This is a genomic window from Rhodococcus sp. 5A-K4 (genome assembly GCF_046097995.1).
Lineage (GTDB): Bacteria > Actinomycetota > Actinomycetes > Mycobacteriales > Mycobacteriaceae > Rhodococcus_F > Rhodococcus_F erythropolis.
Window position 1 is genome coordinate 1 of the sequence record NZ_JBJURM010000019.1, and the last position, 20,322, is coordinate 20,322.

Genomic DNA, 20,322 nt, shown 5'->3' on the forward strand with positions numbered 1-20,322 from the left:
GGTCACCTCGAGGTCGAGTGGCGTCTTCTCCAGCTTGCCTACCGTGTAGGTAGGAATGAGGATGGCGATGGCCAAAAGGAAGGCACCGAGGCCCACCAGAATGCAAGGAAGTATCCGGCTCGGCCCTGAGCGTTCCGCCATGCTGTGACTCCTAACCCGTTAAGTCTTTCGAGGTTCCCCAACCGGCACAATATGAGCTGCGCAGATCGCATGGGGCCCCCGATGGACACCATGTGTGGCAGAACACTAACAGTCCACCGGCCCGGTTTGTCGCATGAGGGCATGAATTGGCCAGGCATTTTGTTGTGAGTCCCTGGTGGTTTCCCTCAATCGGCCTGGGGTGCACACTTATCCGTGATGATCAGTTCCACGAATTCCTCTCAGACGGTCCCGCCACAGGCTCGGGGCTTCGTTCCGGCTTTGGACGGTATGCGTGGATTGGCCGCGCTCGGCGTCCTCGTCACCCATGTCGCGTTCCAGACCGGTGAAGCGCAGTCCGGTGCGATCGGGCGCGCGTTCGGTCGACTCGATCTCGCCGTAGCGGTGTTCTTTGCCTTGTCCGGATTTCTCCTGTGGCGCCCCCACGCGGCAAAGGCTCGCGGAATCGGGCAGCCGCAGTCGACCGTCCGGTACTGGATCTCCCGCGCGACGCGCATTCTGCCGGCGTACTGGGTGGCAGTGGTCCTGATCCTGCTGTTCCTGCCCGGAGCCGGCGGGGGCTACCAAGTGTGGCTGGCGAATCTCGGGTTGGCGCAGGTCTTCGTGCCGTTGACACTCACCGAGGGCCTCACGCAGATGTGGAGCCTGTCGGTCGAGGTGGCGTTCTATGTTCTGCTGCCGCTTTTCGCGTATCTGATGGTCCGACTACGAGGAAACTCGGTCCGGTTCCGGCTGCCGCTTCTGCTCGGGGTGTCGGTCTTGGCCTTGACGTGGGCATTCATTCCGATTCCGACGCCGGACGCTATCCACCACGACAACTGGTTGCCGGGCTACCTGCCGTGGTTCGGCGCCGGCATGGTGCTGGCCGAGCTGGCAGTGGGCCCGTCGACATGGGTGCATCGCCTCGCGCACCGTCGGGTACTCCTGACCCTGATTGCCTTTATCGCCTTCGTTCTCTCGTGCACTGATCTGGCCGGGCCCGAAGGTCTGGTGCGGCCTGAGCCGTGGCAGTACGCGATCAAGATTGCACTCGGTGCGATCATCAGCTTCTCGTTGATCGCGCCACTGGTTCTGCGCGATCAATCGCAGCATCGGTTCCTGGCCAGTCCATTGGCGCTGGCAATCGGACGCTGGTCCTACGGCCTGTTCATCTGGCACCTGGCCGTACTGAACGCTGTGTTCCCCGTATTCGGCATAGTTCCGTTCTCGGGCAGCTTCTTCTACGTCCTGGCCCTCACGGTCGTCCTGAGCGTCGCTGTGGCCTCGGCCAGTTACGCCTTGGTGGAGGAACCGGCGCGCGTCGCGGTCACGCGGTGGGAGAAGCGCCGCCACATCGGTGAACCGGCAAAGGGCAACGCGGCCAACCCGGTCACGACCAAGGCCACCAACATCGAGAACTGAATCGCGAACGAGTCGCCCACATAGCCGCCCGGCGCCCGCCACGGTCCGGTCGAGAGCAGCGTGATGCCGATCATCGCGGCCACGCCGGCGGTGCCGACGAGAATGCGTGCGGTCCGAGCCGGGCCGAAGATTCGCAGCGCGGCAAGTCCGAGGATCGAGCACACAACTGCGATCGCCGCTCCCACTCCGCCGCCGATGACGGTGGCCGCCGCGAGCACGCCCACCCATCCTGCCGCGACGCTGCGCCACGGTCGGGGTGGTGTGAGGGGCTTGGGCTCTCGGCGCGTGGGGACAAGAGCCGCGAACAACAGCGGGATCAGCAACACGAGCCCGCCGAAGATGCCGAGGCGGTACCAACGGTCGCTGGGGAAGTCGATGGTGACGGTTCCCGCGGTGCCTGCCGGCACGATCCAGCCCTGCTGCCAACCGTTCACGACCACCGGCGTCAGCTCGGAACCGTCCGGCGCCGTGGCGATCCAACCGATGCTGGTGCTCTCGGGATTGACGATCAGCTGATCGGCGGACGAGTTCGTGACGGTGAGTTCGCGGTGATTCGCCGTCCACGCGGTCGATTCGAGCGGTGTATTCCGTTGCGCGGCTGAAGGACCGACAGCCGTCAGATCGAGATTGTCGACCGAGAATGCGGGGCCTGGTTCGACGACCACTTCAGGCTGTCCCGCCGGCAAAGTCGCCGAAGCGTCCAGACCGCACACACGTGCCTCGACGGGTGCGCCGGTCCGAAGTTGCGTCGCCGTCGCCGTGATCGAGGTGGGGAACTGCTGTCCGGCAACCGAAATGGTCGGGCCGTCGCCACAGGTGACGGTGACGGTGCGGTTGTCGAATGATTCTGCGCCCTGCACTCCGGAACCGGCGATCGGGGTTCCGTCGGCACCGACGACGCCGACCTCGGCGAGGCCGGTGGGCTGCGCCTGGGCGAAGCCGAGCGCCGTCTGATCGAGGACCGGTTCCCAATCGGTGATGCTCAGGACGATCTTGTCGGTGACGAAGGGGGAGAGGGTAACTCGACTGGTTCGAGGCGTGTCGTCCGAGGGTTCGGGCAGCTCTCGCACCTGCGGCCCGTTGCCGAGATTCACCGCGACACTGGTCGGCAGCGACGGCAGAGTGCCAAGTCCCCGCGTGATGTCCAGGCCGGTGACCAGGGTGGGCTCGGGAAGATTGAGAGTCAGCGTCGGTTTCGGGCCGCCCGGTTCTGTGGTGCTCTGCGGCGCCGACCACGTGGTGCGTGCGTCGCCGTCGGTGGCAGCGAAGGCAGATCCGCGTGTGTCGCCGATGTCGCTCGAACCCGAAGCCGTGATTCGGCCGGGGACGGAAAGCAGGTCTTCGAGAGCGTTGCCCTGACGCGCTCGGACAGTCAGTGTCGGTGCAACGACTGTGTTTTCGGCCACCGTGAGCGTGCGCTGGAAGCGGCTCGGCTCTTCCGGTATCGCCATGAATGCATTGCTGCACCGCACGCGGTCCGTCGAGTCGGCGCAGGCGTTGCGGCCGGGGAACTCCTGGCTCAGGTTCCACGCGTTCACAGATGCGCCCGTCGGCGTGCTCGGCAGGACTGTGTCGAAACGGATCGGTACGGTCTTCGGCGCGCTGCGATCGGAGAAGTCTTCGACGGAGAGTTCGCTGATGCCGAACTGTGTTCCAGGAGATCCGTTTTCGGTGTGAGTCGCTGTGACGCGTACCCACGGCGTGTTGCCGCCCGGGATCGAGACGGTGATGGGCTCACCGGGACGCTCCACCTTCACCGCCGTGCTGCCGTTCGGTGTCGAGACCTCGAGCCATTTGACGGGAGCTCCGATTGCCGCGGCACTGGTGGTCAGATGAAGCAACCCACTGGAAATCGGTGTGTCGAAGTCGATCTGCAACCACTGGCCCAGTGCGCGCTCGATGCCGTTGCTGAACCAGCCGGTGGCCGGATCGCCGTCGACCGTCGACGCGGGACTGCTCGACGGTGAAGTGCCGCCCAGCTGGGTGGCGTCGGAGGCGGCGCTGGAAACGGTGATCGAAGCTCCGCTCCAACGGCCTTCCGCGAGAGGCGTGTTCGCAACCGGGTAGTCGGGCACCAGATTGTAGGTACGACGAGCGTCGTCGGGGGTGCGAAGGGCGGAACTGTGGTTGTCGACCTGACCGAAATCGGTTTCTCGATCGCGCGGTGTGTCGGTGACGGTGACAGAATCGACGGGCAGTCCCGCAGCTTCGGCGTCGGCGGCGAGAATCATCGGCCCGGTCCCCGGAACCAGCCCGCTTTCGTGAAGTCGCACAGACGATTCCGGCCCACCTTGTACACGCGGAACCTGGTTCAGGTCGACGGAGTACGGGCCACTGACCGCCGGGGTGCCGTCGGGCGGGGTGACCTCGAAGATTTCGATGGCCGGGTAACCGGGACGCAGATCGCTGTCCGCGACCAGCCCTTCGATCTGTTCGGGGCTGTCGTCTTCACCGAAGTGGGCGACTCGCTCGATCCCCGGCGAGCCTTCGACCGCCTGGTGCACGAGTATCGGCCTGGCCGATCGCGACGTTTCGCCGTCGAGGTCGTTGCGCATCACCAGGTAGTGGATGCCCTGCCCAAGCAAGGTCTGCGCGAGGCCGTCCGACGGACGTCCGTCGGCGATGAGACGTTGCACCGAATCGAGCGCTCGGATCGCGCCGGGAGGGGTCAGCGGGACCGAGTCACGCACCGCCCACGGCGTACTCGCCAACGCCTGAAGCGGTTCGTCACGCGTCAGACCCCAGACTTGGCTGCCGAAGGGCGCTCCCGGGACGACCAGGGCTCGTTCGGCTTCCGATCCGGGGGAGGTGTTGTCCTCGAGCCACTGCGCTGCTTCGTTCCAGTACGAGGGAACGTCCGGATAAGCACCGCGGGGAGCGAGCTTTCCCGTCCAGGCCAAGGCAGTCGAGAGGGTGAGGGCAACGAGGATCAGGCTGGTCAGTGCGACCATCGGTTCGCGCTCGGGATGGGCGAACGCGCGGCGCCATCGGGCGAGTGGAACCGATCCCGGTAGTGGCACTTTGGCCAGCAGGTGTGCGAGTCCGAGCACCAGCGGCAGACGGACCAACGGCTCGAGCTTGTGGACGTTGCGCAGCGGCGCGCCCGCCGAGTCGAGGAACAGGCGTACCGACTCCGACACCGGCGAGCTGAGTTCACCAACGTATCCCGCGGCCAGGCCGGTGATACCGACGAACAGGATGAGTGTCAGCCGGCCGCGAGCAGGCATGGACCGCATGCAGAGCCCGGCGAGGCCGGCGGCGGCAACCAGACCGGTGGCGACAACTGCTGCGGGCTGGGTGACCAGGACGGCGCCGGCAATGCGTTCGGGGGAGACGAACGGGGTCCAACTGTCCGTGCCGCGAAGTATCTCGGCCAGCGACGCCCACTGTGTGGTGACACCGGCGGACTCGATGTAGTCGAGGAACGGTGGGCTGATCTTGCCGAGCAGAAGTAGCGGCACGATCCACCAGAGCGTGCCGAGAGCGACGAACAGCGCCCACCACGCGGTGAACGTCAGCCATGTTCGGTTGGGTTTGTGCGAGAGCCACCAGATGATCGCGACCAGGCAGGCCGCGGCGGTCGCGACGGCATTGATCGAACCCATGAGCGCGACGGCAAGCGCGGATTGTGCGGCCAACCGCCTCAACCCCCGTGAGTGGTCAGGGAGTCCAGGGACTCGTTTTCCACGCACAGGGCCGAAAGCCAAAATCACCGGCAACAACACCCACGGCGCCAGCATCATCGGCAGGGTTTCCGAGGAAATCGAACCGAGCGTGGTCAGCACGCGGGGAGAAAGAACAAAGGCAACCGCTGCGATGACGCGCGAACTACGGCTGCCGATACCGAGAGCCTCGGCAACTCGGATGATGCCCCAGAATCCTGCGATCAGAAGCAGCGCCCACCAGATGCGCTGGGTGAACCACGGCGGAACGTTCGCCAACTCGCCGAGCGCGAAGAACGGCCCGTGCGGAAAGAAATATCCGTAGGCCTGGTTCTGAACCTGGCCGAGCGGGGCCTGACTACTCCACTGATGCGACGCGCGTTCGAGAAAACCGAACGGATTCTGCGTCAGGTCGTACTTGGTGTCAGCGGTGATCAGACCCGGCGATTGCAGAAAAGTAAGAAGAAACGCTACGACGGAGGCGCCGAACAGCCACCGCTTCGACAGGGGCTCTGCCGACGGGGCGGTGTCTACCGAAGACACCGCTGCGTCGGCGGAAGAACGGGAACTCGCGAGGCCTGCGCTCTCAGCGGCTGCCGTACTCAACCTGGTTCAGCACGGAAGAATCTGCGTTTCCGCTGCGGTCGATCTCGGGACGAGTGTTGTCCGACGCGGCGGCCGTGACACCGAAGATGACGCCGGCACCCAGAACGGCACCGATGACAGCGCTGGCCACACCGGGGACAAGGAACTTCGTCATCGCGGATCTCCCAATTGGTCGTTAGTCGGTCGTTCGCGGTCGGACGGACTTACCGGCCCGTACGAACTGCTCGGGTCAAGGTATCACCCGCACTCGAGAATCCGGACGATTACCCTCGTGACGTGCTGGTCAGTCGAGGGTTTCGGCACCAAGCGCGGTCAACAGAGTGCGCAGTTTCGTAGATGTCTCGTCGAGTTCGTCCTGCGGATCCGATTCGGCGACAATTCCACCACCCGCGCTGGCCCAGGCGTTACGGCCGTCTGCACTGATCTCGGCGCAGCGGATGGCAACCACCCAATCGCCGTCACCGGCCTCGTCGCACCATCCCACGGCGCCGCCGTAGAAACGGCGAGGCTCCTCGGTCTCGCGGATGACTTTCAGTGCCGCGTCGGTGGGTGTTCCGCACAGCGCGGGCGTCGGATGCAGAGCGATGGCGAGGTCGAGCGCAGTGGTGTCGTTTCGCAGCGTGCCGCGGATCGGGCTGGCCAAGTGCCAGACCTCGTGAGTATTGGTCAGTTCGGGAGTTACCGGCACCGACAGATCGCTGCACATCGGTTGCAGGACCTCGCGGATCCACGCCGTCACGAAGGCGTGCTCGGCCAGATTCTTCGTCGAATGCAGAAGGCTCTCGCCTGCCTCGCGGTCTTGATCGGCGTCGGCGGATCGCTTTGTGGTCCCGGCCAACGGGCGACACGTCACGACGCGCCCGCGTCGACTGACCAATACTTCGGGCGTCGCGCCGACCAGGCTGTGGCCCTCGAATTCGGCTCCCGCAGCAGAGAGGTCGACGGCAAAGGTGTTGGCGACGGGATTGAGCGCCGCCATGCGTGCGGCGAGCGCGGTCGGGGAGATCGGGGTCTGCGTGCGAAGTTCCACAGTGCGAGCCGCGACAACCTTGTCGATCTCTCCACTGCGGAGACGTCCGATCAACTTTTCCACCCGACGAAGATGCTCCGACGACGACGGGATCTCCCGGTCAACCCGGGTCGTGGGCAGGGCCTGGGGATCGCACGGTTGCCACGGCCGCGACGTGATCGTCGCCTCGGCAGGTTCGTACAACGCCGTTGCGGCAGCCGGGTCGAAGGGGAGCGCTCCGACGATCAGCTTTGTCGTACCTGCCGACAGAGCGTGGGTGGCCGCGTCGGAGCTGTCGAAGCTGCGTCGTACGCCGCGGGTGACCACGCTGTGATCGGGGCGCGAGAGAACAAAACCGTCCATGGTGGCTTCGACACTAGTCGGCCACGGATCAGGAATGCGCGAAGGTCACTTCCCTGGAGGGACGATCAACACCGGCCGATGACTGTGACGCAGAACATGATCCGCGACGCTGCTCTGCAGTAGCGACCGCAAACCCGTAGTGCCACGGGTGCCGGTCACGATGATGTCGACGTCCAATTCGTCTGCGGTTTCGCAGATTGCAGACCAGATCGCGGATCGGCACTCGGCGCTTCTGCCTTCGACGGTCAGGCCTGCGGCCTCGGCCAGTGCGACGCCCTCGGCGAGGGTGACTTTGGCGTCGGTGTACGCGATGTCCTCGACGTCGTCGTCGGGAACCCACTCCGGTTGCATCACCCCGGACAGGCCGGACATGCGAGCGGCCTGGCGAACCATCGGCTCCCAGGCAGTGACGAGAACAGCACGATTGGCGGAGAGGAAACGCCCCGCATAGTCGACTGCACGCTTGGCGTTGTCGGAACCGTCGTACGCGATGAGCATCAGACCTTGTGGCATCACGACCTCCTCGTCAGCGGGGGAATCGGTTCTCTTCCAGGCTACCGTCCCGATGTGCCCGTGAGGGAGTGTATGGGTACCGGGTCCGTTACGGTCGAGGTATGCGGATCAAGTTTCTGAAGGCTGCGACGACCATTGCTTTATGCGGAGGGTTGGTTGCGGGATGCTCGGGCGAAAACGGGACCGCCGATCCGGTTTCGAGCGCCCCGACCAGCACCACCTCCGAGATCACGTCGACGCCTGCGGCATCCAGCTCCGCGCCCGTCGCCGCGTCGTGCGGTAGTGACCTTCTGGCTTCACTGTCCCTGCGTCAGAAACTTGCCCAGCTGCTCAACGTCGGCGTCACCGGGACCGATGACGCGTTGTCGATAGTGCAGAACGAGGAGATCGGCGGCATCTTCGTCGGAAGTTGGACCGATCAGTCGATGCTCACCAATCGCGAAGTGCCGCAGGTTGCTTCGGCGTCGAAGTTGCCGTTGATGGTGACGATCGACGAAGAAGGTGGACGAGTTTCCCGCGTCGCGGACATCCTCGGGCCCGATCCGTCGGCCAGAGAAACGGCGCAGACCATGACAGTGGAACAGACGTACCAGATGGCGCTCGAGCGTGGACGCGGGTTGAAGGATCTCGGGATCACCGTCAACTACGCCCCCGACGTCGACGTCAGCAGCCAACCCGACGACTCCGTGATCGGGGACCGCTCGTACTCCGACGACCCCCAGACCGTGGTTGCCTACGCCGGTGCGTACGCGCAGGGTATGCGCGATGCCGGAATCTTCCCGGTGATCAAGCACTTTCCCGGACATGGCAGCGCGTCGGGTGACTCGCACCGGGGTGAGGTGACAACGCCGCCCTTGCAGGATCTGATCGCGTCGGACCTGATTCCCTTCCGGGAGCTGTCGGGAACCGGAGTCGGCGTCATGATGGGTCACCTCGAGGTTCCCGGTCTGACCGAGCCCGGTACCCCTGCCAGCATCAGCCCCGCCGCCGTCGCGTTGCTTCGCGACGGAGTGGGTTACGGCGCAGCGCCGTTCACCGGCCCGGTATTCACCGACGACCTCAGCGGAATGCAGGCGATCACCGACCGATACGATATTGCCGACGCGGTTCAGGCTGCGCTGGTGGCTGGAGTCGATCAGGCATTGTGGCTGACAACCGACGACGTTCCGCGGGTGCTCGACCATCTCGAGCAGGCCGTCGCGTCCGGTGAGCTTCCGCAGGCGCGGGTCGATCAGGCCGTGGTCACAGTTGCCACTGCCAAAGGTGCCGTGACCTGCTGAGTCGAAGTCGGGATTCGACGCACAATCTTACCGTAGAGTAAGATCGACATTTACCCTGTGGTTGGAGGAAGCATGGCCGGCGGTACCAAGCGACTGCCACGCGCAGTGCGTGAGCAGCAGATGCTCGACGCGGCTGTGGACGTGTTCTCCGACAGGGGGTTTCACGAAACTTCGATGGACACCATCGCAGCCAAAGCCGAGATCTCGAAGCCGATGCTGTACCTGTACTACGGCTCGAAGGAAGAGTTGTTCGCGGCGTGCATTCATCGTGAAGGGCTCCGCTTCCTCGAAGCGCTCGCCCCGGCCGGTGCGCCGAACCTGACTCCGCGTGAACAATTGCGCGCCGCTCTCGAGGGCTTCCTCGGGTTCGTGGGCGCAAACCGCAAGTCGTGGATGGTGCTCTACCGTCAGGCCGTCGGGCAGCAGGCTTTTGCGGGAACCGTGCAGTCCAGCCGCGATCGGTTGATCGAGTTGACTGCGCATCTGCTCGAGTCCAGCACCAAGGATCCTGATGCCGCGCACGATTACGGGATCATCGCCATTGCGCTCGTCGGCGCCGGTGAGGCGGTAGCCGACCGGGTCGCGGGTGGGGAAATCGAAGTGGATGCCGCAGCGGATCTACTCGAATCCCTCGCGTGGCGCGGTCTGTCGGGCAAGAAGAAGTCCGAATAGCCCCCCAAGCCAATCTGAGCGAACGTACCTTTCAGCGCATCCAAGGCGCCGAAAGGTACGTTCGCTCAATTGGGGTGGGTGGGAAACCCGACAAAACTCAGGTCAGCGCAGCGTCGCCGTGACGTGCGGGTAGCCCTTCTTCGGGTGACGCAGCGACAGATCCCAGCCGCCGTCGGTGCGATCAGCGTAGGCATTCAGCGTCGCCGGTAGCAGAATCGGCTTGCCGAAACGCACGCTGTAGGTGACCTTGTCCGCGACGGATCCCTCGACGGTCCGCAGAACTGCCGCGGCACTCCACATTCCGTGAGCAATGGTCTTCGGGAAACCGAAAGCCTTGGCGCCCAGAGACGAGACGTGAATCGGATTGCGGTCGCCGGAGACGGCGGCGTACTTGCTGATCGTGGTCTGGTCGACGCGGATGGTGCTCATCGGCATCGGCGGGACCTCGTCGGCCTTGGGCTCCGGACCTGGCTGGCCGGACAGGGAGGTCTTCTGCTGGTTCAGGAAGCTCGAGGTCTGTCGCCAGACCAGTTCCCGTCCCACCCGAATTTCGGTGATCACGTCGATCAGCAGGCCCTTGCGGTGCTCACGCAGGTTCTCGGCATGCACCGAGAGGTCAAGCGGTTCGCTGACGGAGATGGGCCGCAGCGATTCGATGACGTTCTCGGCGTGAACGGAGCCGACGGCGGCGAAGGGGAAGTCCTTCGACACCATCAGCTTCATCACGGTCGGGAAGGCCAAGGTGAAGGGATACGTGATCGGCAAAGTGTCGCCGAATCGCAGTCCGGTCACGCGGCAGTACGCCGCCAGATTGTCGGTGTCGACCTTCAGTCCGGTGAGGGTGAAGGTCTGCTGTGGCACCGAGCGCGAGTTGGACTTGTTCCACGGCAACAATCCCAGTACCGCCCGGGAGTAGATGTCGATGGTCTTCGGCTGCTCGGTGAGCGCGACGGTCTTTGTTGCCATCATGCGCCCAGGAGGCTCTGGCCGCAGACGCGAACGACCTGTCCCGTAACGGCATTGGAGGCCGGGCTGGCGAAGTATGCGACGGTCTCGGCGACGTCGACGGTCTCGCCGCCCTGCAGGAGCGAGCTCATGCGGCGGCCGGCTTCTCGGGTGGCGAAGGGGATGGCTGCGGTCATGGCGGTCTCGATGAAGCCCGGTGCGACGGCGTTGATGGTGATGTTCTTCTTCGCCAGGACGGGAGCTTCGGCGTGTACGAGGCCGATGACGCCGGCCTTGGAGGTGCCGTAGTTGGTCTGGCCGCGGTTGCCCGCGATGCCGGCGATGGACGAGACGTCGACGACGCGGCCGCCTTCCTTGAGAGCGCCCTTCTCGACGAGGTGCTCGGTGATCTTCTGCGGTGCAAGAAGATTGACGTTCATGACCATGTTCCAGCGGCCCTCGTCCATGTTGGCGAGGGTCTTGTCGCGGGTGATGCCGGCGTTGTGGACGATGATGTCGGCTCCGCCGTGACGCTCGAGGAGGTGAGCTGCGAGGACCTCGGCTGCGTCGGCCGCCGTGACGTCAAGGGCGAGGGACGTGCCGCCGACCTTGTTTGCGGTCTCGGACAGTGCTTCGCCGGCGGCCGGGATGTCAGCGCAGACCACGTGTGCGCCGTCGCGGGCCAGGACCTCGGCGATGGTGGCGCCGATACCGCGGGCTGCGCCGGTGACGACGGCAACCTTGCCTTCGAGCGGCTTGTCCCAGCTTGCGGGCGCGACGGAATCTTCAGCGCCGACGACGATGACCTGGCCGTCGACGAAGGCGGACTTTGCCGAAAGGAGAAAGCGCAGAGTCGATTCCACGCCGGACAGTCCGGTGGACGCCTTGGGGGAGACGTAGACCAGCTGAGCGGTGGAGCCGCGCTTGATCTCCTTGCCGACGCTGCGGGTGAAGCCTTCGAGCGCGCGCTGCGCGACATGCTCGTCGACGCTCGACGTTTCTTCCGGCGTCGTGCCGAGAACGACGACGCGAGCCGACGGTGCGAGGTTGCGGATCACGGGCTGGAAGAACTCGAACAGCTGCTCGAGCTCGCTGACCTGAGTGATTCCGGTGGCGTCGAACACGAGTCCGCCGAAGCTGCTGTCGTGTGCCTGAGCCGCCGGGTAGTCGGAGAGCAGTACGCGAAGTGGTTCTGCGAGCCGACCCTTGCCGCCGATGAGGACAGGTCCGGCGAGTGCGGGTTCCCCTGCTTTGTAGCGACGCAGGTTCTCGGGCCTGGGCAGGCCGGCCTTCGACGCGATGAATGCGCCGGGGGCGGACGAGAGGAACTGTGAATAGAGGTCGGGAGCTCCCTTGCTGGCTGCCACGGTCCTACCTTCTGTTGTGTTTCGGGTTGTCTCTCACCGGGCAATCGGAAGAATGCGGCGATAGACAAGTAACTTACTACTGAGTAAGTGACCTTACCGAAGTTCCTACCCGGCGCTCGGGAATGAGGTCTGTTATGGGCACGTCCAGCACGGATGCGACCTCGATGAGTTCGCCGATGTCCCAGCCTCGAGCCCCAGAAAGCTTTCGCGAAAGTGCCGGCTGAGTCATGCCGAGGCGCCGGGCGAGTTCCGTCTGAGTGAGTTTTGCATTTTCTCGAGCGCTCTCGACCAATTCGCCGGCCATCGCGTTGTACATGTCCCGAGCTGCAATTCCATGCCGATTCGTCATGCCATGACAGTACGTCATGAGCGACAACTGCGACAAGGTGATTTGCGACGTGCTTGACGCGTCATGACATTTCGGTATAGCTTCGCGTTATGCCAAAACGGAATGACAGCGATGAGATTCTCACCGTTCGTCAGGTCGCCGAGGAGTGGACCGTTTCGGTTCGAACGATCCAGCGCTACATCCAAAACGGCCGCATAAAGGCTGTTCGATTGCCCGGCGGTCAGTCGAGACTTCGCCGCAGTGACGTCGATCGGGCGCTCGTTCCTCGCAGTTCCTGACCCCACGAAAATGCCCGCCCGGTGTCCTACCACCAGGCGGGCGGTGACCCCCTCACGAAAGGAGCACTGATGATCGACGACACCCCACCCGCTGATTCTGCTGTCCCGCCGAAGACGCAGATGTACTTCGCCTCTGCGTACACCGACACCACACTCGCGGAATGGTTGAAGGACCCGGCCTCCACGGACATGTTCGCCGCCGCATTCACGCACGCCGCCGCGACCTCGAACAGCCTGCTCACCGTCACTGTCGGCAGTGTCGGATCATTCGAGATCGTCACCCTCCTCGACCCCGCCAACAACTACGACCACGTCGTCCGCATCAACACCGACGACCCGTGGGCTCCCTGGTCCGATCTCTCCATCTCCATCGCTTCTGCAGCAGAGGTGTGGAGCACTGTCGAGGACGCGCTGGAAACTCTCGGCATCAATCGCGGCCTGGTGCCGGCGTCCCGCACTCGCAGTGACCGGTACTGGTACGCCGTCCTCACCTTCCCCGCCGAGCCGGGACGTCGCCGCCTCACGAATGGCAACTACCTCTCCGACGACGGCGACGGCGTCGCCCGGGAGTGGGACAGGGCCGGCCAACTCGTCAACGTCGATCGAAAAGTCTGACCCCACGAAAATGCCCGCCCGGTGTCCTACCACCGGACGGGCTGGTGACCTACCCCACGAAAGGAAAGAGTCATGTCGGAGTCTACGACAGACACACCCCCGACCGGCAAGAATGTCGGCGGAGCGTTCTACTCGGAGAGCACGGGATACCTCCTGCGTCCCGATGTTCCGATGTCGCCGAATGCCCGACGGACACTCGACGCGATCAACGCCGAACACTTCAACGGCTCGGACGACGACGTCGCAGCCGTCATGGCACGCAAGGAGAAGCCGGCCGACAGTGGCCCGCTGTACCTGGTGCGACCACACGTTCCGGCCGAGCAACAGAAAGTCATCGACCTCACGAACGGTCGCAGCCGGAAACTCGTCAAAGCGGAACGTGCCGTCGACGAACTCCGCGAACACGTGCGAGCCTTCCGCCGGTGCGACCGCGAAGGCAACACCGGAGCGTGGGCGACTCTTAACCATCACCTGTTGAAGGTGTGCACCGATCGGCTGCAGGAATTCCACAACGACGTTGTGGAAGTTCTCGGTAGCGGTGAAACATTCACGAGCGCAGCCTCATCCGAGCCGCGCCTCCAGATGGTCAGCGGTGGCACCGTTCATGAGGTGCCGCTGTATGTGCAATTCGCCATGGCGTACAGCGGGCAGTCCGTGGACGAGTACTTCGCAGAACCTTCCGACCTACGCAACGCCCTTGAGAAGTCCATCAACTCCGCTCTTCTCGACCTCCGCGAACGTGGCTGCGTCCTCACGCCGATCGACAATTCCCAACCCGCTGACTGCGACGGATGGCAGTCCGATGCATCTGGTGTCCGAAGCAGGTGGGCCGGCCACCGGACATTCGTCGAGCAGCTCACCATGGCGATACGCGGCCAGTCCGCCCACGAGTACTTCAGAGAACCCGATGAGATCCGCCGAGACAGCGAACGGAGGACAACGAACGCGCTCCTGATCATCGGTCACACCCTCGCCCCAGTCCCTGATACCGGGGCGGACGACAGTGCCACCGAGAAGAGCGATCCTCAGCAGAGCTTCGAGGACAGTTCCGGCGAACGCGATCCCGGCGCCGAAGCAGACCTCGAAGCCCTCCGCCACGAGACCGCTGTCCGAGCCCAGTACGCCGTCGGCTCGATGTCCAAAGACGCCCGACGCGGACTCCTCGACATCATCGCCACCCTGCACCCGAAGCTCGTCCTCGACGCCATCACCGACGTCAACACCGCCCGCCGCCACCTCGACCACACCCTCGACGGATGGCGGTCATGATCGGCCGGTTGCGTGCCGCGTGGGACGACTCCCGCCGTGCCGCCTACAGCCGACACGGCTCGAACCCGATGAGCCGCGAGGAATGGTTCGAACTCCACGACGTCATCAGCAAGCTCGACTCCAAGATCAGTCGGCTGCCGGACCTCGATACTCAACGCAAACTCTTCGACTTGTACCGCACGAAAGACGTGACCACTGATGGTCTCGACGAGTACCTCGAAGCGATCGGGGTGGCTTCGCCGTTCACGGATGCGCAGGAAGCGCGCATCCGTGAGCACGGCGACGAGCTGATGAAGAGCGTCGGAAATCTCATTGCTGGATTCTTCGGCGGTGATGGGGTTCGGGCGGAGTCCACCAGCGCTGAGACTGCGGACAGCGAAGAGGACGCCCTAGATGCTGAGCGTAGGCACCAAGTCCATACCGACCACGCCCTTGCCCTCGCCCATCTACTCGGTCTGAAACTCCGTGGCGGACCTGCGGCCCGAGCCGCTGTCAATGCTTTCGTCCGGGACCACAAGAACTTCAGATTCCAGCTGACCGACTATGCCAAACAGGGAGGTCAGTGCGGTGTGGATAATCTCGGAGTCCGGCTCATCCCGAAGGATCCGCGCGTTGACATCGTTGATGGCGTCGCGAGTGCTGATGGCATTGTCGGGGATGTAGTGCGGGATGGGCTTCACGATTCTTCTCCTTCTGTTGGTGATGCTGGCGCTCACAGCGTAGGAGAGGGCGAGGTCGCGGGGGTTGAAACAGCAGCCCCCGTGACTGATGCCACCGACAGCCCGGTCGATGTGGGTTGTTCGGCGCAGGTCATGTTGGCTGGCCATGTCATCGACGTGACGCTGACACAGAACGAGTACGCCGGCGCTGTCACGATGAGCATCCACCTGCCCGACGGGCCTCCCGTATGGCGCACGATGACACTTGGAGAGCTCCGGCTCCGCTGATCTCCGGTGGTGGTGGCCTTCCCCCCTCGTGCCGCCATCGGCAGCCGCCACCACCGGGCACTGCCCCCTCACTTTTTCGGACCGCCACCTCGGGTGGTTCGCCACCCTTCCCCACTCTCTTGGAGACAGCTATGTGGATTTCAACTGACCCGCATCCGGATCTGGTGCGGTTCGACGTGTCTGAGTCGAAGCCGATCGACACCGAAGCCGGGTGGAAGCGGTACCTCGATTCCACCGCGACCGCGAGCCGAATTATCTTCAGCTTGAAGTTCTCTGGTGGTGTCGTGTCGGCGTGGGCCATCCTGCGCGCACTGAACTACCTCGATCAGGTCGGTGTCCTGTGAGCTGGACCACGGTCAAGGATCAACTTCGCCATTTACCCGAGGCTCAGCAGTTAGCTGAGAAGATCCGTACGTCCCGCGAGTTCGCGAAGATTCAGAAGTTCGATCGCAATGGAGATCCGATCACCCTCGAAGAGTGGGCGGATCTGCTCTCTGATCGTGATTACTCCACTGTCGGAGCTGATTACGTCACGATCGACGGTGGGCGTGTGCTGGTGAACACGTTGTGGACGGGGGTCCCTTGGTATGGCGACGACCTGTTCACGTCTCGTCTGCTTCCGATGCGTGGATGTGTCGACGAGTCCGGGCAGCAGCGCCCGGTGTGGGCGCAGTCGTACTCGACGCTCGCGGCCGCTGCCGGCGGGCACGCCGAGATCCTCGACAGACTTCGTGCGGGCAGGTGGCCGACGTGAACGCCAACCCACCCGGTCATCCGATCCGGACTGACCCGCATGGCCAGCCGATCCGGATCGATCTCGTCGACCCCAGGCAGTCGATCAGGATCGACCATGTCGATCCCAAGCTGCCGGCCACCCCACCTCGGATCAGTCACGCCGTATACGTCGAGTGCGTCGTCTGCGCGAGACGCAGTGAGTCACTGCCAGTTTCGTTGAAGACCGGAGTCTGCACCCGATGCGAGCCCGTCGCACAAGCCACCTACATCCACGTCAAGAAGGAAGACCACTGATGGATAACGCCGAACCAATCGCAGCGCCAACGCTTCTCGCTGACGCCGATCGCGCTCTCGACGAGGACGACAAGCGAGCCCTGTCCCTCGCGCTCGGATACAACGTCGCTGTGCTGAGCCTCCCGCCGCTGCAAATCCACAACGATCACGCCGCGATTCAAGCCCACGGGTACGGCGAGGTCCGCAAGCTCCCGCAAGGCCCGCGGATTGTGTGGCAGTCGGAGAGCGAACTCGCCTCAATTACCGCGAACGAGAACGGCGAGATCACGGTTCACGTTGTGCCGTACCTCGATACGAAGACAGCGCTCGATCTCGCGGGTGCACTCGCTGCGGTGGTCGCGCGTATCGCGGGCGGCGACCTGCCGAATCCTCCGGGCCGGGAGCACTGATGGCGTCGACGTGCAACAAGAAGGGCTGCGACGCGAAGCTCCTGTTCGCCCGCTCGATGGCGACAGGTCGATCGATGCCACTGGATCTGTACCCGGACCCCGGGCGTGGCACTGTCCGGAAGCATTTCGTCACCGAGCACGGTGAGGAAGTTGTCTACGGGGAGGTGCTGCGCGGCACTGCCCTGGCCACCGCGCTCGCGAACTCTGAGCTGCTCTACGTGATGCACGCCGACACCTGCCTGGCGAACCGCCCACTCAATCCGATGCCCGCGCATCTGCGTTCCGCTTTCTCCCGCCCATCCACTCGACCGTCGAGGAGACGATTCCGATGACCACCAACACTTCTGACACCGACACCGCAGCGCCTCGTTTCGAGCTGCTCACAATTACCGCTGTGAAGCCGCACGCGAAGAACGTGCGCCGCAGTGTCGGTGGGCTCGTAGAGCTGACGGACTCGATCAAGGCGCAGGGTGTTCTGCAGCCGCTCGTCGTCGCCCCCGCGAAGAAGGCCGGCACCTACACGCTGATCGCGGGGCACCGCCGCGCCGCGGCCGCCAAACGTGCCGGCCTCAAGACCGTGCCGTGCGTGGTCCGCGCCGATCTCGACACCGACGCCAAGCAGATCGAGGCGATGCTGGTGGAGAACCTTCAGCATCTCGCGCTCGATCCGATCGAAGAGGGCGATGCGTATCAGTCCCTGTTGGATCTGAACATTCCGTACAAGGAGATCGCCGAGACCACCGGCCGCGCGCAGAAAACCATCCGTGACCGGGTGAAGGTGGCGTCCGCGTCGGACTCGATCCGCAACAAGGTCATCGACAAGCAGCTCTCACTCGAGGACGCCATCGCGCTCGAGGGATTCGCCGACGACAAGGAAGCGTACGAGCGGATCGCGAACTACATCGGTACCAACAACTTCGAGTGGGCACTCAAGCAGGCGAAAATCGAACGCGCATTCCAGAAGGAAGCAGCCAAGATCCGCGCCCAGCTGCTCGCCGAAGGCATCTCCGAGTACGACAAGGACGAGTGCCAGCGCATCGTCGACGAAGCCGCCGCCAATGGCAACGATCTCAAGTGGGTCGGTCCGACCGATGACCGCCCCGCGGACGCCAAGCCCGACGATCTCGCGTTCTACTTCTGGGCGCACGGATCGGCATCGGCGATCTCGCGGATGCGGTGGATGCGTCTCGTCCCCGCAGACACCCCCGGCGGCAAGGTCACCAACCTCGCGGACGAGCGCACCAGCCGCGACGCCGAAGCGGAGCGCCTCGCCCGCGCCAAGCTGGAGGCAGACCTCGCCATCGCGCACACCGTCCGCCGCGAACACCTCAGCAAGGCAGTCACAGCGGGCGAGAAGGACCTCGCGCACTCCTGCCTCACGCAGATGATCGCCGTCCGGTTCGACGAGGACCCGGACGACGTCGATCTCGTTGCGGCCTTCCTGGCCGTCAAGCCGCCCGTGTGGGGCGGCGACGAAGACGATGACGACCGCCTCGCGAAAGTCCGCGAACGCGTCGAGCAGGCGATCGGACGCCTCACGATCAATCAGCTCGCGATCCTGGTCCGCGTCGTCGAACGCGACTTCGCCGACATCAGCCTCAAGCGTGCCAGCGGCTGGACATGGCCGGACTCGATCGACTGGTGCAACGAGCTGTCCGAGAAGTTCGGGTACGAGTGGTCCGACGTCGAGGCCACCCTCGTCGACGCCGTCCAGTCCCAGAACGACTGACCGATGTCGAGCGCCACCGTAGCGGACGACTGGTGGCACGGACTCCCGCCCGACCGCCGGATCCAGATCTGGCAGTGGGTCGCTGGCAAGGAAGCCGCGCCGCACCAAGAAGTCGAAGGCCAGTTCGCACTCCCGCTCCACCCTCACCGAAGGTGACACCAATGGTCTCAACAACTTACGTACCCCGCCCGGACAAGTACGGCCCGCGAATCAAGCACGTGCCGCTGCACTCCCACAGCGAAGGTGAGAACGCCATAGCTCTCGCCGCAGCCGCCGGCCTCGACCTCGACCAGTGGCAGCGCGACGCCCTCGCCGCCTCGATGGGCACCGTCCTCGATACCTGGGCTGCGCCTCGCGTCGGGATTCTGTGCCCTGATGAGAACGATCGTGAATACGCCACGCTCGCTCGTGAGCTGTACGAGCTGCTGTTGTTCGCGAACCGCCGGATCGTCCACACCGCAGCTCATTTCAGCACCGCGAGGGAAGCGCAGCACAAGCTCTCTCGGATCCTGATGGAGTCGAACTTTCTGCGTTCTGAAGTCAAGCATGTCTATACCGCCAACGGTCAACAGCGCATTGAGATGCGAAATGGCAGCGTCATTCATTACGTCGCACGCAAGACCGGATCGATCCGGATCGCGAACGTCGATCTCCTCGTGCTCGACGATGCGGAGTTCCTGCCAGACAGCACCTATCGCGACGTCCTACCGATGGTTGTGCACAGCGGTAATCCACAGGTGTGGATGCTCGGCAACGCCGTCGACGCACGATCCAACAACCACGGCCATGTCTTCGGTCGGGCACGCCACCGCGCCCTCGCGCTCGATCCTCAGCAGTGCTGGATCGAGTACTCCGCCGACGACGCTCGCTATCCCAACGACGATCCGGACCCATCGCGACGAGCCCGACTCGTCATCGACCCGGACGACCGCACGCAGTGGGCGCGCGCGAACCCTGGTCGACGCATCTCAGAGAACTCGATCCGAGAAGAGAGGCAAACGGTTCTCGAAAGAGAGTTCCTCACCCACCGACTCGGAATCGGGCACTGGCCCACCATCGACGACGACGCCACAAGCGGGGACGCATCGTGAACATTCAGAAGCTGACCTACGAGAAGGAAACCCGCGAAGCCCTCGCCGGAACCTACACCCCTGCCGGCATCCAACTCTGGCTCACCGTCGCCAACCCCCGCACCTACAACTTCACCCCACTCGAAGCCATCTACGAAGGCTTCGGCGCGAAGGTTCTCGACCTCGCCAAGCGACTCGCAGCCGGGAGAAGTCGATGACCAGAACACAACTCGCCGCACTCTTCACCGCATGCTCTCTCGCTGCGATCGGCACCAGCTTCGCAGTGTTCATCGCCATCGACGGACTGATCGGCCCACTCGAGAAACTCGCCGCACGAAGGAGCACACGATGACCGTGAAGACGTTCCGAAAAAAGCCGGTCGACGTCGAGGCTGTGAAATTCACCGGATGGTCGAGCGCCGTCGAGATCCAAACATGGTTGCCTGGCACGCTCTTCGTCCCACGTGGCTATGAGCACCATCTGCGCTACAAGCGCGAGTACGACCGAAGCAACGGGAATGTGTACCCCGAAATCGCACCCTCGTTCCTGGTGATCGCCTCTGCGGCCGGCCCTGCCCGGGTCGACGAGGGTGACTGGATCATCAAAGACGGAGAGATAGTCAGCTTCTGCAACACAAGCACTTTCACGCAGACATATGAGGCGGTGTGAC

Annotated in this window: 24 protein-coding genes and 1 pseudogene; 17 read left to right on the plus strand and 8 right to left on the minus strand. The window is 64.0% G+C overall.

What is annotated here, in order from left to right; genetic code table 11:
- Nucleotides 1-141: porin PorA family protein (locus ACKAMS_RS22505; RefSeq protein WP_408989599.1), on the minus strand; the 141-nt coding region annotated here is incomplete at its 3' end.
- Between the two features lie 216 nt (nt 142-357).
- On the opposite strand from ACKAMS_RS22505, the pseudogene ACKAMS_RS22510 reads away from it, so the two are divergent.
- Nucleotides 358-1,407, plus strand: a pseudogene (locus ACKAMS_RS22510) (acyltransferase family protein); the annotation flags it as partial.
- Between the two features lie 23 nt (nt 1,408-1,430).
- On the opposite strand, the gene ACKAMS_RS22515 reads toward ACKAMS_RS22510, so the two are convergent.
- The 4 genes from ACKAMS_RS22515 to ACKAMS_RS22530 all read right to left on the minus strand — a co-directional run bounded on the left by ACKAMS_RS22515 (nt 1,431) and on the right by ACKAMS_RS22530 (nt 7,713).
- The gene (locus ACKAMS_RS22515; protein WP_408989600.1) at nt 1,431-5,765 is read right to left on the minus strand and encodes an alpha-(1->3)-arabinofuranosyltransferase family protein; all 4,335 of its coding nucleotides are present in this window, start codon (nt 5,763-5,765) and stop codon (nt 1,431-1,433) included.
- A gap of 43 nt (nt 5,766-5,808) precedes the next feature.
- Nucleotides 5,809-5,982, minus strand: a complete 174-nt coding sequence (locus ACKAMS_RS22520; protein WP_003945488.1) for a DUF2613 domain-containing protein — start codon at nt 5,980-5,982, stop codon at nt 5,809-5,811.
- A gap of 129 nt (nt 5,983-6,111) precedes the next feature.
- Nucleotides 6,112-7,200, minus strand: a complete 1,089-nt coding sequence (locus ACKAMS_RS22525; protein WP_020906430.1) for an isochorismate synthase MenF — start codon at nt 7,198-7,200, stop codon at nt 6,112-6,114.
- Between the two features lie 45 nt (nt 7,201-7,245).
- Nucleotides 7,246-7,713 (minus strand): universal stress protein, encoded by a 468-nt coding sequence (locus ACKAMS_RS22530; protein WP_003945900.1) that lies wholly within the window; start codon nt 7,711-7,713, stop codon nt 7,246-7,248.
- A 101-nt stretch (nt 7,714-7,814) separates the two neighbouring features.
- On the opposite strand from ACKAMS_RS22530, the gene ACKAMS_RS22535 reads away from it, so the two are divergent.
- A complete protein-coding gene (locus ACKAMS_RS22535; protein ID WP_019747138.1) occupies nt 7,815-8,993 on the plus strand; it encodes a glycoside hydrolase family 3 N-terminal domain-containing protein in 1,179 nt (392 codons plus the stop codon).
- A 72-nt stretch (nt 8,994-9,065) separates the two neighbouring features.
- The gene (locus ACKAMS_RS22540) at nt 9,066-9,665 is read left to right on the plus strand and encodes a TetR/AcrR family transcriptional regulator (protein ID WP_003945885.1); all 600 of its coding nucleotides are present in this window, start codon (nt 9,066-9,068) and stop codon (nt 9,663-9,665) included.
- 102 nt (nt 9,666-9,767) lie between these two features.
- Here ACKAMS_RS22540 and ACKAMS_RS22545 read toward each other — a convergent pair whose 3' ends face one another.
- From ACKAMS_RS22545 to ACKAMS_RS22555, 3 genes are all read right to left on the minus strand, one after another.
- Nucleotides 9,768-10,631: a MaoC/PaaZ C-terminal domain-containing protein gene (locus tag ACKAMS_RS22545; RefSeq protein ID WP_084326925.1), complete on the minus strand. Its 864-nt coding sequence runs from the start codon at nt 10,629-10,631 to the stop codon at nt 9,768-9,770.
- A complete protein-coding gene (locus tag ACKAMS_RS22550; RefSeq protein ID WP_003945596.1) occupies nt 10,631-11,977 on the minus strand; it encodes a 3-oxoacyl-ACP reductase in 1,347 nt (448 codons plus the stop codon). The genes ACKAMS_RS22545 and ACKAMS_RS22550 overlap by 1 nt, the downstream gene beginning before the upstream one ends.
- Before the next feature lie 76 nt (nt 11,978-12,053).
- A complete protein-coding gene (locus ACKAMS_RS22555; RefSeq protein WP_408989529.1) occupies nt 12,054-12,326 on the minus strand; it encodes a helix-turn-helix domain-containing protein in 273 nt (90 codons plus the stop codon).
- Nucleotides 12,327-12,415: 89 nt separating this feature from the next.
- On the opposite strand from ACKAMS_RS22555, the gene ACKAMS_RS22560 reads away from it, so the two are divergent.
- The 14 genes from ACKAMS_RS22560 (at nt 12,416) to ACKAMS_RS22625 (ending at nt 20,321) form a co-directional block, all read left to right on the plus strand.
- Entirely contained in the window at nt 12,416-12,604 is a 189-nt protein-coding gene (locus ACKAMS_RS22560; protein ID WP_408989530.1) for an excisionase family DNA-binding protein, read from the plus strand.
- A gap of 69 nt (nt 12,605-12,673) precedes the next feature.
- Nucleotides 12,674-13,219, plus strand: coding sequence for a hypothetical protein (locus ACKAMS_RS22565; RefSeq protein ID WP_408989531.1), 546 nt, complete (start codon nt 12,674-12,676; stop codon nt 13,217-13,219).
- Nucleotides 13,220-13,291: 72 nt separating this feature from the next.
- Entirely contained in the window at nt 13,292-14,488 is a 1,197-nt protein-coding gene (locus ACKAMS_RS22570) for a hypothetical protein (RefSeq protein WP_408989532.1), read from the plus strand.
- A complete protein-coding gene (locus tag ACKAMS_RS22575; protein ID WP_408989533.1) occupies nt 14,476-15,435 on the plus strand; it encodes a hypothetical protein in 960 nt (319 codons plus the stop codon). The genes ACKAMS_RS22570 and ACKAMS_RS22575 overlap by 13 nt, the downstream gene beginning before the upstream one ends.
- A gap of 131 nt (nt 15,436-15,566) precedes the next feature.
- Nucleotides 15,567-15,779 (plus strand): hypothetical protein, encoded by a 213-nt coding sequence (locus tag ACKAMS_RS22580; protein WP_408989534.1) that lies wholly within the window; start codon nt 15,567-15,569, stop codon nt 15,777-15,779.
- On the plus strand, nt 15,776-16,189 hold the full coding sequence (locus ACKAMS_RS22585; protein ID WP_408989535.1) for a hypothetical protein: 414 nt from the start codon (nt 15,776-15,778) through the stop codon (nt 16,187-16,189). Before ACKAMS_RS22580 ends, ACKAMS_RS22585 begins: the two co-directional genes overlap by 4 nt.
- Complete coding sequence (locus tag ACKAMS_RS22590; RefSeq protein ID WP_408989536.1) at nt 16,186-16,464, plus strand: hypothetical protein; 279 nt, start codon at nt 16,186-16,188, stop codon at nt 16,462-16,464. The genes ACKAMS_RS22585 and ACKAMS_RS22590 overlap by 4 nt, the downstream gene beginning before the upstream one ends.
- On the plus strand, nt 16,464-16,853 hold the full coding sequence (locus tag ACKAMS_RS22595) for a hypothetical protein (RefSeq protein WP_408989537.1): 390 nt from the start codon (nt 16,464-16,466) through the stop codon (nt 16,851-16,853). Before ACKAMS_RS22590 ends, ACKAMS_RS22595 begins: the two co-directional genes overlap by 1 nt.
- The gene (locus ACKAMS_RS22600; RefSeq protein WP_042950682.1) at nt 16,853-17,185 is read left to right on the plus strand and encodes a hypothetical protein; all 333 of its coding nucleotides are present in this window, start codon (nt 16,853-16,855) and stop codon (nt 17,183-17,185) included. The genes ACKAMS_RS22595 and ACKAMS_RS22600 overlap by 1 nt, the downstream gene beginning before the upstream one ends.
- Entirely contained in the window at nt 17,182-18,582 is a 1,401-nt protein-coding gene (locus ACKAMS_RS22605) for a ParB/RepB/Spo0J family partition protein (protein ID WP_408989538.1), read from the plus strand. Before ACKAMS_RS22600 ends, ACKAMS_RS22605 begins: the two co-directional genes overlap by 4 nt.
- A 161-nt stretch (nt 18,583-18,743) precedes the next feature.
- A complete protein-coding gene (locus tag ACKAMS_RS22610) occupies nt 18,744-19,673 on the plus strand; it encodes a hypothetical protein (RefSeq protein ID WP_408989539.1) in 930 nt (309 codons plus the stop codon).
- A complete protein-coding gene (locus ACKAMS_RS22615) occupies nt 19,670-19,870 on the plus strand; it encodes a hypothetical protein (protein WP_408989540.1) in 201 nt (66 codons plus the stop codon). Before ACKAMS_RS22610 ends, ACKAMS_RS22615 begins: the two co-directional genes overlap by 4 nt.
- Entirely contained in the window at nt 19,867-20,004 is a 138-nt protein-coding gene (locus tag ACKAMS_RS22620; protein ID WP_157838957.1) for a hypothetical protein, read from the plus strand. The genes ACKAMS_RS22615 and ACKAMS_RS22620 overlap by 4 nt, the downstream gene beginning before the upstream one ends.
- On the plus strand, nt 20,001-20,321 hold the full coding sequence (locus ACKAMS_RS22625) for a hypothetical protein (RefSeq protein ID WP_042950684.1): 321 nt from the start codon (nt 20,001-20,003) through the stop codon (nt 20,319-20,321). The genes ACKAMS_RS22620 and ACKAMS_RS22625 overlap by 4 nt, the downstream gene beginning before the upstream one ends.
- Nucleotide 20,322: the final 1 nt, after the last annotated feature.

Coding starts and splice junctions, on each gene's coding strand:
- ACKAMS_RS22595 (WP_408989537.1), top strand. CDS start 16,464: ATGGATAACGCCGAACCAATCGCAGCGCCAACGCTTCTCGCTGACGCC.
- ACKAMS_RS22580 (WP_408989534.1), top strand. CDS start 15,567: ATGTGGATTTCAACTGACCCGCATCCGGATCTGGTGCGGTTCGACGTG.
- ACKAMS_RS22555 (WP_408989529.1), bottom strand. CDS start 12,326: ATGACGAATCGGCATGGAATTGCAGCTCGGGACATGTACAACGCGATG.
- ACKAMS_RS22530 (WP_003945900.1), bottom strand. CDS start 7,713: ATGCCACAAGGTCTGATGCTCATCGCGTACGACGGTTCCGACAACGCC.
- ACKAMS_RS22620 (WP_157838957.1), top strand. CDS start 19,867: ATGACCAGAACACAACTCGCCGCACTCTTCACCGCATGCTCTCTCGCT.
- ACKAMS_RS22520 (WP_003945488.1), bottom strand. CDS start 5,982: ATGACGAAGTTCCTTGTCCCCGGTGTGGCCAGCGCTGTCATCGGTGCC.
- ACKAMS_RS22535 (WP_019747138.1), top strand. CDS start 7,815: ATGCGGATCAAGTTTCTGAAGGCTGCGACGACCATTGCTTTATGCGGA.
- ACKAMS_RS22540 (WP_003945885.1), top strand. CDS start 9,066: ATGGCCGGCGGTACCAAGCGACTGCCACGCGCAGTGCGTGAGCAGCAG.
- ACKAMS_RS22600 (WP_042950682.1), top strand. CDS start 16,853: ATGGCGTCGACGTGCAACAAGAAGGGCTGCGACGCGAAGCTCCTGTTC.
- ACKAMS_RS22560 (WP_408989530.1), top strand. CDS start 12,416: ATGCCAAAACGGAATGACAGCGATGAGATTCTCACCGTTCGTCAGGTC.
- ACKAMS_RS22605 (WP_408989538.1), top strand. CDS start 17,182: ATGACCACCAACACTTCTGACACCGACACCGCAGCGCCTCGTTTCGAG.
- ACKAMS_RS22610 (WP_408989539.1), top strand. CDS start 18,744: ATGGTCTCAACAACTTACGTACCCCGCCCGGACAAGTACGGCCCGCGA.
- ACKAMS_RS22570 (WP_408989532.1), top strand. CDS start 13,292: ATGTCGGAGTCTACGACAGACACACCCCCGACCGGCAAGAATGTCGGC.
- ACKAMS_RS22565 (WP_408989531.1), top strand. CDS start 12,674: ATGATCGACGACACCCCACCCGCTGATTCTGCTGTCCCGCCGAAGACG.
- ACKAMS_RS22625 (WP_042950684.1), top strand. CDS start 20,001: ATGACCGTGAAGACGTTCCGAAAAAAGCCGGTCGACGTCGAGGCTGTG.
- ACKAMS_RS22575 (WP_408989533.1), top strand. CDS start 14,476: ATGGCGGTCATGATCGGCCGGTTGCGTGCCGCGTGGGACGACTCCCGC.
- ACKAMS_RS22545 (WP_084326925.1), bottom strand. CDS start 10,631: ATGGCAACAAAGACCGTCGCGCTCACCGAGCAGCCGAAGACCATCGAC.
- ACKAMS_RS22525 (WP_020906430.1), bottom strand. CDS start 7,200: ATGGACGGTTTTGTTCTCTCGCGCCCCGATCACAGCGTGGTCACCCGC.